This window comes from Sphingorhabdus sp. EL138 (assembly GCF_945862485.1).
Lineage (GTDB): Bacteria > Pseudomonadota > Alphaproteobacteria > Sphingomonadales > Sphingomonadaceae > Sphingorhabdus_B.
Genome location: NZ_CAMAYF010000006.1, coordinates 25,036 through 41,305, shown reverse-complemented (window position 1 = coordinate 41,305; position 16,270 = coordinate 25,036). Strand labels below are relative to the sequence as shown.

Genomic DNA, 16,270 nt, shown 5'->3' with positions numbered 1-16,270 from the left:
AAACGATATTTCCAGGACAACATATGGGAAAAAGCAAATATTGGCCAGCTGGTCGCCCTCCCCTTATAGACCAGCACCCTAGCACCCCGGCCTAACCGCCGGGGTGTTTTCTTCGGTTTCCGGATCCATCGTTCATGCCGCTTCAATCAGCTGGCAACAAAAGCTTTGGATCAATCCGGGCACTGTTCCATTTCATACCCCAGTGTAAATGCGGCCCACTGGCTCTGCCTGTGGCACCGACCCGGCCAATAACTTGGCCTTGCCGCACAATATCGCCTTCTTTGACCAGCAATTCGGACGCATGCAAAAAAGCACTGTTCAACCCCATGCCATGGTCAATCATCAACAAATGCCCTTCTAAAGTGAAGGCATCATTGGCGGCCAGGGTGACGACACCGTCGGCTGGGGCGACGTAATCCCGGCCCGAAGGCGCAGCGATGTCCATGCCATTATGGTAGCTGCCCGGCGTGCCGTTATAGATTCGCTGCGCGCCAAATAGCCCCGATATGCGACCCGGCACGGGGCGGATGAATGTTTGCCGCCAGCCTGCACTATCACTGCGGACGGCGCGTGCGGCCTCAATTTGCGCAAGCTCTGTGCTACGCCGTGCCTGAAATTCGGCGGAGCTTTTCGCGCCGCCAGTGATGTTCGCGGCAACATTTTCGATGCGCCAATTGCCCGGGGCGACGGCGATGTTGTGTTGCATCTTGCTGCCATCGACGCGCATCGCGACCAAATTGGCCTGCATCGGGGCGTCACGATCAAAACCGATCAGGAAGAAGCCGTCGGGACTAAGTTCTATCGGCGTGTCTTCCAAAAAAAGGCTGTGCGTTCCCTCGGGCGCGCGGCCGATGATTAAGCCGCCTTGAACAGCAGCGCCGGACATCCAGAACTCGGCTTGGCTAATATGGGGTGGGACCTGCGGTTGGCCAGAAACCGGATAGGCAACACAGACGAGACTGAGGAAAGTCGTGATGAACGCGCGCAAAAACCAGTTGGTACGCTGCAAGTATTCAGCCTTTGGCCAATGCCGCGCGGGTGGATGCCTCTGCGCTTACATAAGGCTCCTGCTTGACAACGCTCCAGTAACGCAGCTCATCCAACGCAATGGCCTGTCCAGTGACCGCGCATACGACATGGTCGCCTGCGGTGAGTATACGGAAGCTATTGGCCAAATAATGCAGGCGGGCGACTTTGTTTTTCGAAGACATCAGCATGAACACATTATGGCGCATTGACGCGCAATGGGCAATGCGTCGCGTCAGCCGTCGAACAGATTGCCTTGATTAACCGTTGGTGTGTTGGGTTTGGGCGTCACTGAGCGCGGTGGCGCAGCGCCAACGACAACACTGCCGACTTCGCCATCAACGAACCGCAGGGTCACATCGCCCGCCTTTATCGCTGCGGCCCGCGACATAATCGTTTTGCCATCCGCATCCGTCACGCGGGCAAAACCGCGCTTCAGCGGGGCTTCGGGATGCAGGCTACCCGCAAGACGGGTAAGTGCATCCAACCGTTGCTGCCCTTGCTCGATACGGCGGGTTAAAAGGCGCGGGTGCAACATCATCGCGGGCCCCGAATAGGCAATTTCCGCCTTGCCGACGCGTGTGCGTAGCGATTGGCGCAGGCGTTCGGCCAGATCATCGGTGCGTAACTGGTGCGGCGCGGCAAGGTCGGACAGGCGCGGCATCAGACGGCGTTGCGCCTCAAGCCGTTCCGCCGCTAGGTCCACATGCTTACGCACACTATTCGCCATGCGCAGGCCCAATTGTCCGACGCGCTGCAACAGGTCGTTGCGTACCGGAACCGCGATTTCGGCGGCAGCGGTCGGTGTTGGCGCCCGCAAATCCGCCGCAAAGTCGCACAAGGTGGTATCGGTTTCATGCCCGACTGCTGAGATAATCGGTATCGTACAATCGGCGACCGCGCGGACGACGGCTTCATCGTTAAAGGCCCATAGATCCTCAATGGACCCGCCACCGCGCGCGACAATTACAAGGTCGGGGCGCGTGGCCGGACCATTTTGGGGCATGGCAGAAAACCCGTTTACGGCCCGCGCAATCTGTGCCGCCGATCCTTCGCCTTGCACCAATACGGGCCAGACGATGACATGGGTGGGGAAACGGTCGGCCAGCCGGTGCAAAATGTCGCGGATGACTGCACCCGTAGGCGACGTAACAACCCCAATGGTGCGGGGCAGCGCCGGCAGTTTCTTCTTACGTTCCGGCGCAAACAGCCCCTCTGCCGCGAGACGTGCCTTCAGTTTTTCAAACAACAGCATCATCGCGCCTTCGCCCGCTACTTCAAGGCTATCGACGACGATTTGATAATTGGAACGCCCCGCATAAGTGGTGAGCTTACCCGTGGCGACGACCTCAAGCCCGTCCTCCGGCGCGAAGGGCAGGCGAGCCGCGCCGCCTTTCCACATCACGGCTTCGAGCCGAGCATTATCATCTTTCAAGGAGAAATAGATATGCCCCGATGCCGCGCGCTTGAACCCAGAAATCTCCCCGCGCACGCGGACATGGCCGAAACGATCCTCAACGGTGCGTTTCAGGGCAATCGACAGTTCCGACACGCTCATCGCCTGGGCATTGTCGCCGGGCCGCTCCTCGGCTAACAGGCGAGCGACTTGCGGGTCGCCAGTTTCAAAGGGGTCATTTGCGGACATGAATATCTTGCTCATCGGTTCGGGCGGTCGCGAACATGCGCTGGCGTGGAAGCTCGCGCAATCGCCAAATTGCGATACACTCTTTGCGGCGCCGGGCAATCCCGGGATTGCGCAAGACGCGGAGTTGGTGGATCTCAATTTTGCTGATCATGTGGCGGTCATCACCTTTTGCGCGGGCCATGATATCGGACTGGTCGTGGTCGGACCCGAAGCACCATTGGTCAGCGGCTTAGGCGACAGCTTGCGCGATGCCGGTATTCCGGTCTTTGGCCCCAACCAAAAAGCCGCGCAGTTGGAAGGATCGAAAGGCTTTACCAAAGATATGTGCGCCGCCGCCGGCATTCCGACCGCTGGCTATGCGCGGCATGACAGCAAGGCATCGGCGATCGCTGGGCTCGACGCGTTCGACGCCCCTTATGTTATCAAGGCCGATGGCCTAGCCGCGGGCAAAGGCGTCATCATTGCCGAAACGCGCGTTGAGGCGGAGGCCGCTATCGATGATATGTTTGGCGGCGGTTTTGGGGACGCGGGCGCATCTGTCGTAATCGAAGAATTTATGACCGGCGAAGAAGCGAGCTTTTTCGCGTTGACCGATGGCCGTGATGTTGTCGCCTTTGGCTCCGCGCAGGATCATAAGCGCGTGGGCGATGGCGATACGGGGCCCAATACCGGCGGAATGGGCGCATATTCGCCCGCCTTTGTGCTGACCGATGCACTGCAGGCCCAAGTCATGGAACGCATCATTCGCCCGACCGTGGCTTATATGGCGGCCAACAACATGCCTTATTCCGGCGTCCTGTTTGCAGGACTGATGCTCACCGAGGAGGGGCCAAAGCTTATTGAATATAATGCTCGCTTTGGTGACCCCGAATGTCAGGTATTGATGACGCGTTTTGAAGGCGATCTGGCGGCGTTGATGCTGGCGGTTGCAACAGGCACGCTGGCGCAAGCCGAGGCTCCTGCGTTTTCGCGCCAAGCGGCGTTAACAATTGTGATGGCCGCAAACGGCTATCCTGCTTTGCCGGAAAAAGGCGGTCTGATTAACCTTTCGGATGTGAAGGACGCCAAGATATTCCATGCGGGCACGGCTGAAGTCGGCGGCCAATTGGTCGCTAGCGGTGGGCGCGTGCTCAATGTTACCGCCACCGGCGATACGGTTACGAATGCGCAAGCCACTGCCTATGCCGCTGTGGACAGCATCGATTTCCCGGGCGGTTTTTGTCGCAGAGACATCGGTTGGCGCGAAGTGGCGCGCGAAGCGGCATCCGGCACGGATTAACGTCCAATTTTCATACGGCGAATTCATAGTTTCGCGCGGCCATATTTTGGCGTAATTGAACGTCTTGTTTTTTGGGCTTTCGGGGGAGAAATACAATGTCCAATTATTTGCCAGTCATCATCGGTGCGGTTGTTGTCGTTGCTATCTTATTGTGGTTGCTGCTGCCGCTGGGCGGCGCGAAGAAGAAAACGGACAGCGCGCCTAAAGACATAATGTCGCCGCCTGCGGCTGTTTCTGCACCGCCAGCCGCGCCTGTTGCTAAAGCCACGGCACAAGTGTCGAAGAAACCCAAAGCTCCGGCGAAGACCGCTGCAACGAAAAAGGCAGCCACACCCAAAACCGCTACGCCAAAAGCTGCGGCCAAGCCTGTCCCTGAAAAGGTAAAGGCGGCAAAAGCGCCAAAAGCGCCAAAAGCTAAAGCTGAAAAGGTAGAAACAGCAAAGGCAGAGAAGGCACCCAAGGCCAAAGCCGAAAAAGCAAAACCGCAAGCTGCACCCAAGGCAAAGGCAGCAAAGCCAGCTCCAGCGCCATCAATCCCCGAAAATCTTGAGCTGATCAAGGGCTTGGGCCCCAAGGTCAACAATCTGCTCAAGGGCCTAGGTATAACCAGCTTTGCGCAGGTCGCCAGCTGGACCGCCGCCGACGTGGCGGACATAGATACGAAGCTGGGCGCCTTTGCCGGTCGGATCACACGGGACAATTGGATCGACCAAGCCAAGTTGCTTGCGGCAGGGGACATTGCCGGTTTTGAAAAGAAATATGGCGCGTTGGGAAGCGGTATTAAGGGTTGAATTTATAAACCGATGGAAAGGCGGCGCTGGGTAGCTGGCGCTGCTTTCGCGTTCTTCCTATCTGCCGACGCGCTGCAACCCAGTCCCATGCATTTTGAGCCATTGATTCGCCGCCTGTCGGTTGCCTTCGTATAGCGTGTCAAGCCACGCATAAAAATCGACGCTATGGTTCATATGGCGGATGTGCGCGACCTCATGCGCGATGACGGAGCGGCGGACATAGACGGGGGCCATGATTAGCCGCCAGCTCAGGGAAATAGTGCCATGGCTTGAGCAACTGCCCCAACGGCTCCGCGGGTCGCCAAGCGACAGGCGCGGGACGGGGGCATTTGCTTTGGCGCAATAATGCTCGATTTCCTTGGTAAATGTGGCGCGGGCTTCGGCTTTCAACCAACGCAGGATGCGTGCTTCTACCGACGCTGCCGGACCACCAAGGCGCAATCTACCCTCACCACAATGAACGCTGCGCGGCCATTCCTCCCGCCATTCGATGACATAGCCCTCGCCCTCGACCGCAATTTCGCTGCCTGGGGCGATGGGGGCGGCCTCCGCCACGCTATTCAGCCGGGTGGCAATCCATTCCCGTTTCTTGTCGACAAAATCGAGCGCGATATTGGTGGGGGTGTAATGCGGCATCGTAATCCGGATTTCGCGTTTGATGGCATCGGCACGCATGGAAATGCGCTTTGCGCGGATGTTCCGGTGGATGCGCACAGGTAAGCGCTCGCCTTCGATTACCACAATGGGGTCAGAGAGGCTTTTCGACAATATGGTTTTCAAGCGGTCCAGCATGCAGTTCGGATATAGCCCTATTTTGCACAGACATGCCAGCATCATGTATCGTCTGGCGGTCTCCGCTGACCAAATAATGCCATTCTGGTAGAGGCTTATCTGCCGCACGGAGCACATAAGCGCATGTTGACGGCAACCAAACATAATCATCGATTTTGTTGGGCGTGAGCCGGAGACATTCCGGCACAATGGCCCTTCGCCTGCGATAATCGGAACATTGGCAGGTTTGCAGGTCAAGCAATTTGCAGGCGACATTTGTGGGGTAGATGCGGCCGGTATCTTCGTCCTCGACCTTGTTGAGGCAACATTTGCCGCACCCGTCGCACAAGGCTTCCCATTGGGCGCGATCGAGGCTGTCGATCGGCGCCTCCCAAAAAGGGACATTGGTCACATCAACGGACCCATTTGGCCAGTTCCGCCTCTACCAGATCAGGCGCGCCTTCATTGGCGTCGGTATTGGGGATATCGGCTGGCATTATTGCCAATGGTTTACCCTTTGGCCCCATCAAATAGGGCGTCTGACTGTGGCTCATCAGGTAGTTTTCCGGTGCGCTGCCGTCGACCCGGCTGGAGTATATCGCGAATTTTTTGGCGGCTTCGGCAATTTCGGTATCCGTGCCGGTCAGACCAATAGCGCGCGGATGAAAGGCGCTGACAAATTGCTTTAGCACCGCAGGCGTATCACGCGCGGGATCGACGGTGATGAAAATCGGCTGGACCTTGGTTGCCAGATCAGGGTATTTTTTCTCAAAAGATTTCAGGCCGGCCATGAGGTTCTGCATATCGGGCGTGCAGATGTCGGGGCAATAAGTATAACCGAAATAGACGATGCGATATTTACCGTCGAATTCCTTAAAACTGCGCTTTTGGTCATCCTGATCCGTCAGCAGAAAATCGCCACCTATCGTGGCTCCTGCCAGCGGCGCTTCGCTGAGCGGCAGTTGCGCGGGGCCAGAATCGCATGCAGATAGGAGCAGAAGGGCGGATAAGGCAAAAAGTGATGTTTTGTTCATAGCGAGGGCAGACATGGTCTGCTAAAGCGCAGTTATCAAGGATAATGGACATAAAAATGGGACAGATTCTGTTGAAAAAGACATTTTTTCTGGCCGCAGCGGCTGGACTCATCTTGCCAGTAACCAGCGGTGTTGTTGCGCCTGCTGCGATCGCGCAGTTTTCGGACAGCTATAATTTCCTGAAAGCGGTGAAAGATCGCAAAGGTGAGGATGCCGAAAAGTTTCTGGCAGAACCAGGCTCGGTCATCATCAACACCCGCGATATTACGTCTGGTGAAACCGCTTTGCATATCGTGATTCAGCGCCGTGACGCGACATGGCTCGGATATTTGCTGCAAAAGGGTGCTAATCCGAACTTGGCCGACAAAAAAGGCACAACCCCTTTAATGCTCGCCACGCAATTGGGCTATGTGGAGGGTATAGATCTGCTTACCCGCAGAAAAGCGCAGGTCGACCAAAGCAATCGCGCAGGTGAAACGGCGCTTATTCTGGCCGTCCAACTCCGCAATACAGATGCCGTGCGGGCCTTGTTAAAGGCAGGTGCTAACCCGGATAAAACCGACAGCCGCGCCGGATATTCTGCCCGCGAATATGCCAAGCAGGACGGCCGTGCGTCGGAAATTGCCGCCATCATCGAAAATCATGGCAAAGCGGACACCGCAAAAAAGCCTGCTGAACTGGACTTTTCGGGCATTGAAGGTCCCAAATAACGGGCATCGCGATCCCGCCCGACAGGATCAGCCGGGCACGAACTTCATGGCGGCGCCGTTCATGCAATAGCGCTTGCCAGTGGGCTTCGGCCCATCATCAAAGACATGCCCAAGATGACCGCCACATTGCGCGCAGTGCACTTCTGTCCGAGGTAAACCGATTTTATAGTCGGTTTTTGTGCCAATCCCACCTGCCAATGGCGTGAAAAAGCTCGGCCAACCAGTGCCGCTTTCGAACTTTGTGACCGACGAAAACAACCGCTTATTGCAGCCAGCACAGACATAAACGCCCTTACGCTTTTCACTGTTAAGGCGGCTGCTATAGGGGCGCTCAGTGTCTTCTTGGCGCAATATGCGGTAAGCCGCTGGCGATAGGCGTTTCTTCCACTCGGCATCGCTGTAGGTGACGGCAAAGCGCGTCTTGGCGGTGGCGTCCCGGCCACAGCCCAAGACGAATGCAGCCGCGCCTGCACTGCAGAAGGACAGAAATTGGCGTTTGTTCAGTTGCATGACATGTTCCTTTGAAAGCCCTGACAGCACATACGCTGCCATGGCCCAAAAAGTTTCATATCAATAACGCGACAGTTCCACATCCATCTTACGATAGCCATGGACAAAACAACCGGCGACGCGCTCTGGTTCAGAAACGACGTTGGGCCGCAGGCGGCGCGCTGCCATTTCTTCAAGCAGAATGCGGATTTGCAGCTCGGCAAGCCGCGCACCGACGCAGCGATGGATGCCATAGCCGAATGCCAAATGCCGCCGGGCATTTTCGCGGTCAACGATTAGCTTGTCCGGATTTTCAAACACGCTCTCGTCGCGATTGGCGGACAGATACCACATGCCGATCTTGTCGCCCGCCTTGATAGGGGCACCAAATAGCTCATGGTCCTGCGTCGCGGTCCGCCGCATATGCGCCAGCGGCGTCTGCCAGCGGATAATCTCGCTGACGGCGTTAGTGATGAAGGCTGGGTTTTTTTCCAGCTTCTCCCGTTCATCTTGGAAGCTGTGTAGGCCATAAACATAGCCCGACATGGAATTGCGGGTCGTGTCATTACCGCCAACGATGAGCAAGATGAGGTTACCCATATATTCCAACGGGGCCATGTCCTTCATCGGCGAATGGATCATCCGGCTGATAAGGTCAGGCGCCTCGCCTTTATTTTTGCGCTCGTTCCAAAGATTCTGAAAATAGGCGCCCATTTCGAACATTTTGGCGAGCCGCGCTTTGCGGGTTTCTTCGGAGCGGAACAGTTCGACGTCGCCCGCCCAATCGGACCATTCAGTCAGCTTGCGTCGGTCTTCCCAAGGAAAATCGAACAACAAGGCAAGCATTTGGGTCGTGAGTTCAATCGAGACCAGATCAACCCAGTCAAATGTTTGGCCAACGGGTAGCGAATCTAGTAACTCGGATGTACGCTGCCGGATGTCGCCGGACATGCGGTCCATTTCGCCTGGCGTAAACGCCGGCGCTATGACGCGGCGTTCCTCGGTATGCTTTGGCCGGTCCATCGCGATGAACATGGGCATGACGACTCTTTCGTCTTCCGGAATGGGTTCGGCGAGAGCGTTGTCGTCGATCAGCGTGATGCCGCCATGTTCGAATGAGGACGAATAAAGATCTGGCAATGCTTCAACATGCTGGATTGCTTTCAGCGTGGTGACATTCCAATAGCTGCCGAAATCTGAGCCTTCGATTTTGTTAATCGGGGCCTTTTCCCGCATTTCCTTGAAAATGGGATGCCAACGATCCTCAAGATAAATATCGGCTTTGGTTACATCCCAGCGGTGCGGCGCCTGGTTCACTTCATAGGGCAGCGAATTGCTCTCAAATATCGGGGCAGTGGCCATTTTTCTCGACTCCTCTCGCCGTGGAAAGTGCCACTACTTACAAAAATGTCAATCCAGTTTCGAACCACAACTTAATCCGTGGTTGGCCGACATTAACCACGAACTTCGAAGTACAGCTTGCGTACCCACTTGGTCTCAAGACATGAGAAATACTGCCTATGGGAAGTGGCGGCCCAAGCGCCCCGCCGCATGAAAGCCATCGAATTGCTTTAATAGTCGCTTTGCCTCTATTGCATAGATTATGATGTCCCTACGAGTGTAGGAGGGTTTGAATAAGGTCGGCAGGTGAAGAGAGACGAGTCAAATTTAAGTGATGCTTTGCAAGACCGGGCCAAAAGCGAAGGCTTTGTCGCCTTTGGCATCGCGCCTGGTCGTCTCGCGCCATCGGCAGGCGTGCGGCTTCGACAATGGCTGCGCGAAGGCCTGCATGGCGATATGCTCTGGATGGAAAGCCGCACCGATGAACGCGCCAATCCGAATGTTTTATGGCCTGAGGTCAAATCCGTCATCATGTTGGGGATGAGCTACGCCCCGCCGCAGGACCCCATGGTCCTTGCCGATCAAGACACGCGCGCACGCATTTCAGTCTATGCCCAAGGACGCGATTATCATGATGTCGTGAAGGGGGCGCTCAAGCGGCTAGCGGGGTGGCTGGCGCATGAAGCGGGCGCAGGCGTCAAGGTTTTCGTAGATACTGCGCCCGTGATGGAAAAAGCCTTGGCGCAATCCGCCGGGCTCGGTTGGCAGGGCAAGCATAGCAATATCGTCAGCCGAGAACATGGCAGTTGGTTGTTTTTGGGTGCGATCTACACCACCGCCGAGCTTGGTCCGGCATTGCCCGAAGACGACCATTGCGGCTCATGCCGTTTGTGCCAAGACATTTGCCCGACCAACGCCTTTCCCGCGCCCTATCGGCTCGATGCTCGTCGCTGTATCTCTTATTTGACCATCGAACATAAGGGACCGATTGATCCCGCGCTTCGGCCATTGATGGGCAATCATATCTATGGCTGTGATGACTGCCTGGCGGTCTGTCCGTGGAACAAATTTGCTGAAACGGCGGCGGCGCATAAGGCGTTTTTACCACGCGCAGAATTGGTTGCGCCGCAAATTGCCGATTTATTGACATTGGATGATGCCGCGTTCCGTAAGCTCTTTTCTGGCTCGCCGATTAAGCGGATTGGACGGGATCGGTTTATACGCAATGTCTTAATCGCGGCTGGCAATGGCACTGATGTGGGACTTATTGCGCAGATTGAAGGGTTGCTGGCTGATCCTGAACCTTTGGTTCGTGGTGCTGCGATTTGGGCGTTGGGGCGGCTGTCGCCTGAGGCATTGGCACGGCGGCGTATGGAATATTTGCCTGCAGAGAGAGACCCATCGGTCCGGGCCGAGTGGGATGCCGCTACTTAGGGTCCGCCCGGGCGCGGGGCGAAAGAATTGTTGATGACTTAGCGGCGTTGCAGGGCCTCAATGCAAGCGGCGCGGTCTACGGCTGCTCCGTCACTTCTGCGTGCATCGACATAAGTGACGACTTCGCGTCCGCCTTTGCGTTCGGGATAGAGAAACGCATCGAGGATGCAAGGCTTGCCGACGAACTGCAGCTTGCGACCATAAACTTCGACTACGTCCAGTCGTGGTTCGCCGAACAAGCGTTTTATGGCATTGGCGTCCTTGCCAATCACGCCGTCAAGTCCGCGTATTGGTGCGGGAGCAGGGCGCGACGGAAAAGATGCCGCAGTGCGCTCCACGGGTGCGGGCTGACGCGCTGGCGCACGCGCCTCAGGCGCCGAGACGCAGCCTGCCAGCAACAGTGCGGTGACGGTGAGCGGGAGTATATTTTTGGTCACGCGCTATTTTTCCGAATGCACCAAATGAACGGCCATCGCCGTCGCCAAAACAGGCACGAATAGGTTGACGAGCGGCACCATCATGCCCGCAGTGCCAAATAGCCCCAGCATGACGCGTGACAGCTTGTTCATCGCCCCCTTAGCGCCATGACGCGCGATAAGCATGTCCTCCATATCTCTGCCCAAAAGCAGGGCGTTGATCAGTAGGAACGCAATCGCGGTGCCGACACCAGTAAACAGCAATAGAATGTAAACAGACAACGCGAGCAGATTATAGCCGACCACACGCGCTATAGACTTTACCGCCATATGGACACCTGCGCCGAGGCTTGGCCGTTTGCCGAACGCGGCGTGGCGAGGATAAAACCGATCCTCAACAGCATCGATGATGTCGTCGGCAAAAACCCAAGTGATTGCGACTGCAACCGCGCGAAATAGCAAAATGCCCGACAAGCCAAGAATCGCGGCGGATAGCAAGCCTGACCAAAAACCTGTGTCATTTACGCTCAGCCAGCCGAATAAGGCTTGCAGGGCAAACCAAAGGCCGATGCCCGAAACAATAAGGGTGACTATGGTCAAAACGATCACTTTGACCATCACAACAGCGACGCGCCTGTCGGACAGGCTTTGGAAGGAAAGCATCAGCGCCTGAATCATGCCGCCGTTCTAAAGCGCTTGCCGGAAATGTCCAACCCAACTAGGGCGCGCGTGGCTTAGACTAGGAAACTATATGACTGATACCTGCTTCGACGTCCTCGCAATTGGCAATGCCATTGTGGATATTATCGCTGATACCAACGATGCTTTTATCGCCAGCGAAGGCCTGACAAAGGGCAGCATGCAGCTTATCGATGAGGAGCGTGCGCAAGGCTTGTATGCGCATATGGGGCCTGCGCGCGAAATCAGCGGCGGCTCGGCGGCGAACACCTTGGCGGGCCTTGCGCGACTTGGGCACAAGACGGCGTTTATCGGGCAAGTTGCAACCGATCAGCTTGGTGACGTTTTCGCACATGACATTCGCGCAGGCGGCATTCATTTTGACGTTCCTGCGCGTGACGGTGCGCCATCGACCGCGCGTTGCTACATATTGGTCACGCCGGATGCGCAGCGCACAATGAACACTTTTTTGGGTGCATCCCAATATTTGCCTGCATCAGTCATCGACAAATCGCTGATCGAAAGCGCCGCGATCCTGTATCTTGAAGGCTATTTGTGGGACCCGGAAGAACCCCGTGCCGCCATGCGGACCGCCATTGATGTCGCGCGCGCGGCTGGCCGCAAAGTGGCATTGACCTTATCAGACGCTTTTGTGATTTCGCGGCACGGACCCGACTTCCTTGCCGAAATGGACGCTGGTCGGATTGATATTTTATTCTCCAACGAAGTTGAAATCTGCGCACTGAATAACAGCGACGATTTCGAAGCCTCGGTTGCGGCTATTGCGGCCAAGGTTCCATTGCTCGTCTGCACACGCGGCGAAAATGGCGCGATTGCCGTCGAAAATGGCGTGCGTACGGAAGTGAAGGCTGAACCCGTGGCGCAGCTGGTCGATACCACAGGCGCGGGCGACCTGTTTGCGTCCGGTGTGTTTGCCGGCCTTGCGCAAGGGCGCCCGATGGCGGAATGCCTGACAATGGGCGCGGTGTGCGCCGCGGAGATTATCTCGCATTATGGCGCGCGGCCAGAAGCAGACATCGCTGATTTGGTTGCCAAGCGTTTAGGTTAATCGCGTTTCTTGCGGAATAGGACTCGGTCTTCGGGACCAAAGCCCCAGCTCCAGATGATCCAGCCATAAAGACCTAGAATTGCGGGAATGCCGATTGTAAGTTCGACCCATTCAAATCGGGCGGGTAGGCTGACGATCAGGAACCCAAGCAGCGCTGCGGCCGCGACGGCCAAAACTAATGTCCAGCGCCAGACAATAACTCTCCGCCCAAGCAAATGCGACAGAAACCGGGATTTGATAAGCGACCCGATACCCAGTGAGATCATCAGGCCGCACGCCACCGCTGCCGCTTGATACAGGCCGAGTTGTTCTGGCTGAATGGGCAAATCGTCGACCAGTATGATGAGGCCAACACTCACCAATGCCTGCACGATAAGCATGCCCAGCGAGATCAAAAGATTTCGGTGGCGTGCCACGTAAACTAAGGCGGATTCGCTCACGACAGCGGTGGCGGCGGCAACTTCTGCTGCGAGCAAAAAGGCAAGCGCTATAGCGCCGCCGGCAAATTCAGGGCCCACCAGACCCATTACGGCTTCGCCGGGAATACCAAGCGCCAATGCAATTCCCGCCTGCGCCGCAATGATCCAGAAGCCGACTTGACCCACTTGCTTGGCGATTTCCGCATAGTTTTTCGTTTGCAAATTGCGGGTAATGACGGGCCCTAAAATTGGATCGAAACTGGTTTTCAACTTCTGCGGCAAGCTCGCGACTTGTTGCGCGATATAATAAATTCCGACAATCGCAGGCGAAGCGAACAAGCCCAATATGGCAAGGTCAAGCCGCCGGCTGCCCCATTCGGCTGCGTCTGCAGCAGCAAGCGGCAGGCTGCGCCGGGCAATGCCAAACGAACGCATCGGGCTTGGCCGCCAGCCGCGCGGAAGGCCATAGCTACGCCATAAAGGCCAAAGGGCGACAACAAGTGCGGCGGCCAAAGAGGCTACATAAGCCAGGATCAGACCATCGCGAGCGGAATAGAAATAAAATGCACCCGCAGCGATGCTGATCGTCCAAGGTTCAACAACGGCGCGTGCCCGAACGGTAGACACTATGTCAAATTTATAGGCGAGTGCAGACAACGCAATGTCGGTCGCTACAATCGCAAAAATCGCCAGTGGCAAAAATCGATCCAGCCCGTTGATACCGCTATTGGGAAACATGAATTGCGGCAACGCGATCAGAAATGCAGCGCCTAGCGCCGAAGCGACCAGCGCGGCAAGCAAGCAATCCGCGATGATATGGGCGTGTGGCTGATCTTCCTTAGACAAGAGCTCCGCAAGACCCCGGCGCAAGCCAAGCGATCCAAGCTGGGCTGCAAATTCAACGATCAAAATCGCATAAGCAAAACGGCCAAGCGCCTCGGGACCATATAGCCGCCCTGCGATGAAAAGGAACGGGATACGCGCCGCCAGCCGCAGCACGAATCCAAAGACATTGGTGCGGCCGCCTTTGGCGAGCGCTTGGATGTCTTCTTCATCGGTTCTGGCTGTGGTCAAATGCGGTCCTTTGTGCATCAAGTAGCGGATTCAGGCCGCATTTACCAGCTTTCGGACTTGAGTGGACGGGCCAATAAGTCGGTCACGACGGCCTCCACTGTGGCCGTGCCAGCGAGTAGCGCGCAAACAGCTGAAACGATTGGCATTTCGATGGACAGAGATCTGGCCGACTTCAAAAGCACTGGTGCAGTATAGGCACCTTCGGCAATGGTCTTGCGGTCGGCGAGCAGATTTTCTGCCGTGTTTCCCTGCCCAAGACCTCGGCCCAAGGAGAAGTTTCGCGAGTTTTCCGAACTGCACGTCAGCACCAGGTCGCCGAGCCCCGATAGCCCAGCCAGCGTTTCGATTTTCGCGCCGCGCGCGAGGCCATAACGCTGCATTTCGGCAAAGCCGCGGGCGATTAACGCGGCACGCGCATTCAGGCCAAGGCCCGCGCCATCGACAACGCCACAGGCAATTGCGAGCACATTTTTAACCGCGCCGCCAATTTCCGCGCCAACGACATCATCGGACCAATAGGGACGAAAAGACGGGGTAGCGATACTGCGCATCAGTTCCGTACCAAGCGTTCGGTTTGCGGTCGCAAGCGTCACGGCGGTTGGCTTTCCAGCCGCGACCTCATGTGCAAATGTCGGGCCGGAAAGTACCGCGAGCGGATTATGCGGCCGCACCTGCGCCGCGATGTCGGACACCAGCATTTGCGTGTTGGCCTCAATCCCCTTGGCACATAGGATCAGCGGTGCCTGTGTGTCCGGAAGTGCGGATAAAATCGCGCGCACATGTTGCGCCGGGGTAACAATCATGAGTGCTTCGCATGCAGCCATGCGCGCAAGGTCTGTGGTCGCTTCAATTTTAAGCGATAAAGCTGTTCCGGGCAAAAAGAGGGTGTTTTCATGTTGGGCGTTCACGCTGCGCACAACATCTTCTTCGCGGGCCCATAGCAAGACATCATCATGGATTTGCGCCATGACTGTCGCAAGCGCTGTGCCCCACGCGCCGCCACCAATGATGCCGACTGGATATCTGGCTGCGCTCATGCTTTAACGCCTGCGCCGCGCGCGGGCGCGGCATGGGGGTCAAGCGGCCAACGGGGCCGGGCGACAAAGTCCAGCCCGTCCGTTAGGCCCATGCCAAAGCGCTCTGCGCCGGCCCAAGCAATCATGGCGCCATTGTCGGTGCACAGCCACAAGGGCGGGGCGACAAAGCGCATTCCACATTGCGCAGCGAGCTTTTCCAGCATCTCACGGATCGGCACATTGGCCGCAACGCCGCCAGCTACGACCAAGGCGGCGGGCGCATCTATGCGATCCAGCGTGTAGCTTATGCGGTCATAGAGGCAGTCGATCACCGCCAATTGGAACGACGCGGCGATGTCCTCGACCTTATACTGGCCCGTTTCATGTGCGCGCAGGACGGCGCTCTTGAGACCAGCAAAGGAGAAATGCGGTTCATCTGCGCCCTTTAACGGCCTTGGCAAGGGCACGTTGTGGGCGTTGCCTATGGCGGCGGCGCGTTCGACCGCTGGCCCTCCGGGAAAGCCGAGGCCCAAGATTTTCGAGGTCTTGTCAAACGCTTCGCCCACTGCATCATCGATGGTGGTCGCCAGACGGTTGTAATCGCCAACGCCGTTGACGCGCAGTAACTGGCAATGCCCGCCCGACACAAGCAACAGCAAATAGGGAAATTCTAGATCCGAATCGATGAGGCGCGGCGACAAAGCGTGGCCTTCAAGATGGTTGACGGCAATCAGTGGCTTGCCCGATGCCATGGCAAGCGCCTTTGCCGTGACTAGCCCGACCATCACGCCGCCAATCAGCCCTGGCCCTGCCGTCGCGGCAATCGCATCAACGTCGTTTAAGGTAAGTCCTGCATCGGCCAACGCGGTTTCCACCAAAGGTGTCATCAATTCTGCATGTGCGCGCGCCGCAATTTCGGGAACGACGCCGCCAAAGGCGCGGTGATGGTCCTCTTGTCCAGCCAAGGCATGGCTTAAGATTGTCCGGTCGGACCGCACGATTGCCGCTGCCGTTTCGTCGCAGCTTGATTCAAGACCCAGGATGATTGCCATTGTGCTTTCCCATAGGTGGACGCGCC

The 16,270-nt window shown here is 56.9% G+C and carries 18 protein-coding genes; 5 read left to right on the top strand and 13 right to left on the bottom strand.

The window, feature by feature from the left end:
- Positions 1 to 142 precede the first annotated feature (142 nt).
- Genes Q0O33_RS04280 through xseA form a run of 3 tightly spaced genes read right to left on the bottom strand, consistent with a single transcriptional unit; the run spans position 143 to position 2,671 of the window.
- Positions 143 to 1,009 (bottom strand): M23 family metallopeptidase, encoded by an 867-nt coding sequence (locus Q0O33_RS04280; RefSeq protein ID WP_295496525.1) that lies wholly within the window; start codon positions 1,007 to 1,009, stop codon positions 143 to 145.
- A gap of 4 nt (positions 1,010 to 1,013) precedes the next feature.
- A complete protein-coding gene (locus Q0O33_RS04275) occupies positions 1,014 to 1,217 on the bottom strand; it encodes a DUF2093 domain-containing protein (protein ID WP_295496658.1) in 204 nt (67 codons plus the stop codon).
- A 44-nt stretch (positions 1,218 to 1,261) separates the two neighbouring features.
- Positions 1,262 to 2,671: an exodeoxyribonuclease VII large subunit gene (gene xseA, locus Q0O33_RS04270; RefSeq protein WP_295496523.1), complete on the bottom strand. Its 1,410-nt coding sequence runs from the start codon at positions 2,669 to 2,671 to the stop codon at positions 1,262 to 1,264.
- On the opposite strand from xseA, the gene purD reads away from it, so the two are divergent.
- A complete protein-coding gene (purD, locus tag Q0O33_RS04265) occupies positions 2,670 to 3,950 on the top strand; it encodes a phosphoribosylamine--glycine ligase (protein ID WP_295496520.1) in 1,281 nt (426 codons plus the stop codon). The two genes, xseA and purD, sit on opposite strands and share 2 nt — an antisense overlap.
- Before the next feature lie 95 nt (positions 3,951 to 4,045).
- Entirely contained in the window at positions 4,046 to 4,741 is a 696-nt protein-coding gene (locus Q0O33_RS04260; RefSeq protein ID WP_295496517.1) for a hypothetical protein, read from the top strand.
- Between the two features lie 57 nt (positions 4,742 to 4,798).
- On the opposite strand, the gene Q0O33_RS04255 is transcribed toward Q0O33_RS04260, so the two are convergent.
- The 3 genes from Q0O33_RS04255 to Q0O33_RS04245 are packed head-to-tail and all read right to left on the bottom strand — an operon-like array spanning position 4,799 to position 6,546.
- Positions 4,799 to 5,533, bottom strand: a complete 735-nt coding sequence (locus Q0O33_RS04255; RefSeq protein ID WP_295496514.1) for a SprT family zinc-dependent metalloprotease — start codon at positions 5,531 to 5,533, stop codon at positions 4,799 to 4,801.
- Positions 5,490 to 5,924, bottom strand: a complete 435-nt coding sequence (locus Q0O33_RS04250; protein ID WP_295496511.1) for a YcgN family cysteine cluster protein — start codon at positions 5,922 to 5,924, stop codon at positions 5,490 to 5,492. Before Q0O33_RS04250 ends, Q0O33_RS04255 begins: the two co-directional genes overlap by 44 nt.
- Position 5,925: 1 nt before the next feature.
- Entirely contained in the window at positions 5,926 to 6,546 is a 621-nt protein-coding gene (locus Q0O33_RS04245) for an SCO family protein (protein WP_295496509.1), read from the bottom strand.
- Positions 6,547 to 6,617: 71 nt separating this feature from the next.
- Here Q0O33_RS04245 and Q0O33_RS04240 point away from each other — a divergent pair, with 71 nt between their 5' ends.
- Entirely contained in the window at positions 6,618 to 7,256 is a 639-nt protein-coding gene (locus Q0O33_RS04240; protein ID WP_295496507.1) for an ankyrin repeat domain-containing protein, read from the top strand.
- A gap of 27 nt (positions 7,257 to 7,283) precedes the next feature.
- Here the strand turns inward: Q0O33_RS04240 and msrB are convergent, their stop codons facing one another.
- Both msrB and Q0O33_RS04230 read right to left on the bottom strand, forming a co-directional pair.
- Entirely contained in the window at positions 7,284 to 7,766 is a 483-nt protein-coding gene (gene msrB, locus Q0O33_RS04235) for a peptide-methionine (R)-S-oxide reductase MsrB (RefSeq protein WP_295496505.1), read from the bottom strand.
- A 60-nt stretch (positions 7,767 to 7,826) separates the two neighbouring features.
- Positions 7,827 to 9,107, bottom strand: coding sequence for a cytochrome P450 (locus Q0O33_RS04230; protein WP_295496503.1), 1,281 nt, complete (start codon positions 9,105 to 9,107; stop codon positions 7,827 to 7,829).
- 318 nt (positions 9,108 to 9,425) lie between these two features.
- Between Q0O33_RS04230 and queG the strand changes: the two genes are divergently transcribed.
- Entirely contained in the window at positions 9,426 to 10,520 is a 1,095-nt protein-coding gene (gene queG / locus Q0O33_RS04225) for a tRNA epoxyqueuosine(34) reductase QueG (protein WP_295496500.1), read from the top strand.
- 38 nt (positions 10,521 to 10,558) lie between these two features.
- Here queG and Q0O33_RS04220 read toward each other — a convergent pair whose 3' ends face one another.
- Positions 10,559 to 10,957 (bottom strand): hypothetical protein, encoded by a 399-nt coding sequence (locus Q0O33_RS04220; protein ID WP_295496497.1) that lies wholly within the window; start codon positions 10,955 to 10,957, stop codon positions 10,559 to 10,561.
- A gap of 3 nt (positions 10,958 to 10,960) precedes the next feature.
- Complete coding sequence (locus Q0O33_RS04215) at positions 10,961 to 11,614, bottom strand: EI24 domain-containing protein (RefSeq protein WP_295496495.1); 654 nt, start codon at positions 11,612 to 11,614, stop codon at positions 10,961 to 10,963.
- A 73-nt stretch (positions 11,615 to 11,687) separates the two neighbouring features.
- Here Q0O33_RS04215 and Q0O33_RS04210 point away from each other — a divergent pair, with 73 nt between their 5' ends.
- Positions 11,688 to 12,683, top strand: a complete 996-nt coding sequence (locus Q0O33_RS04210; RefSeq protein ID WP_295496493.1) for an adenosine kinase — start codon at positions 11,688 to 11,690, stop codon at positions 12,681 to 12,683.
- Here Q0O33_RS04210 and Q0O33_RS04205 read toward each other — a convergent pair.
- Genes Q0O33_RS04205 through tsaD form a run of 3 tightly spaced genes read right to left on the bottom strand, consistent with a single transcriptional unit; the run spans position 12,680 to position 16,244 of the window.
- Positions 12,680 to 14,194 carry an oligosaccharide flippase family protein gene (locus Q0O33_RS04205; protein ID WP_295496490.1) on the bottom strand — a complete coding sequence of 505 codons (1,515 nt, stop codon included), beginning with the start codon at positions 14,192 to 14,194 and terminating at the stop codon, positions 12,680 to 12,682. The genes Q0O33_RS04210 and Q0O33_RS04205 overlap by 4 nt on opposite strands.
- 23 nt (positions 14,195 to 14,217) lie before the next feature.
- On the bottom strand, positions 14,218 to 15,213 hold the full coding sequence (locus tag Q0O33_RS04200) for an NAD(P)H-dependent glycerol-3-phosphate dehydrogenase (protein WP_295496488.1): 996 nt from the start codon (positions 15,211 to 15,213) through the stop codon (positions 14,218 to 14,220).
- Positions 15,210 to 16,244 carry a tRNA (adenosine(37)-N6)-threonylcarbamoyltransferase complex transferase subunit TsaD gene (gene tsaD / locus Q0O33_RS04195; RefSeq protein WP_295496485.1) on the bottom strand — a complete coding sequence of 345 codons (1,035 nt, stop codon included), beginning with the start codon at positions 16,242 to 16,244 and terminating at the stop codon, positions 15,210 to 15,212. Before tsaD ends, Q0O33_RS04200 begins: the two co-directional genes overlap by 4 nt.
- Between the last annotated feature and the right edge of the window lie 26 nt (positions 16,245 to 16,270).

Excerpts from the sequence above, each read along its gene's own strand:
- msrB (WP_295496505.1), bottom strand. The coding sequence starts at position 7,766 with ATGCAACTGAACAAACGCCAATTTCTGTCCTTCTGCAGTGCAGGCGCG.
- Q0O33_RS04215 (WP_295496495.1), bottom strand. The coding sequence starts at position 11,614 with ATGATTCAGGCGCTGATGCTTTCCTTCCAAAGCCTGTCCGACAGGCGC.
- Q0O33_RS04200 (WP_295496488.1), bottom strand. The coding sequence starts at position 15,213 with ATGAGCGCAGCCAGATATCCAGTCGGCATCATTGGTGGCGGCGCGTGG.
- tsaD (WP_295496485.1), bottom strand. The coding sequence starts at position 16,244 with ATGGCAATCATCCTGGGTCTTGAATCAAGCTGCGACGAAACGGCAGCG.
- Q0O33_RS04205 (WP_295496490.1), bottom strand. The coding sequence starts at position 14,194 with ATGCACAAAGGACCGCATTTGACCACAGCCAGAACCGATGAAGAAGAC.
- xseA (WP_295496523.1), bottom strand. The coding sequence starts at position 2,671 with ATGTCCGCAAATGACCCCTTTGAAACTGGCGACCCGCAAGTCGCTCGC.
- purD (WP_295496520.1), top strand. The coding sequence starts at position 2,670 with ATGAATATCTTGCTCATCGGTTCGGGCGGTCGCGAACATGCGCTGGCG.
- Q0O33_RS04210 (WP_295496493.1), top strand. The coding sequence starts at position 11,688 with ATGACTGATACCTGCTTCGACGTCCTCGCAATTGGCAATGCCATTGTG.
- Q0O33_RS04245 (WP_295496509.1), bottom strand. The coding sequence starts at position 6,546 with ATGAACAAAACATCACTTTTTGCCTTATCCGCCCTTCTGCTCCTATCT.
- Q0O33_RS04230 (WP_295496503.1), bottom strand. The coding sequence starts at position 9,107 with ATGGCCACTGCCCCGATATTTGAGAGCAATTCGCTGCCCTATGAAGTG.
- Q0O33_RS04255 (WP_295496514.1), bottom strand. The coding sequence starts at position 5,533 with ATGCTGGACCGCTTGAAAACCATATTGTCGAAAAGCCTCTCTGACCCC.
- Q0O33_RS04275 (WP_295496658.1), bottom strand. The coding sequence starts at position 1,217 with ATGCTGATGTCTTCGAAAAACAAAGTCGCCCGCCTGCATTATTTGGCC.
- Q0O33_RS04260 (WP_295496517.1), top strand. The coding sequence starts at position 4,046 with ATGTCCAATTATTTGCCAGTCATCATCGGTGCGGTTGTTGTCGTTGCT.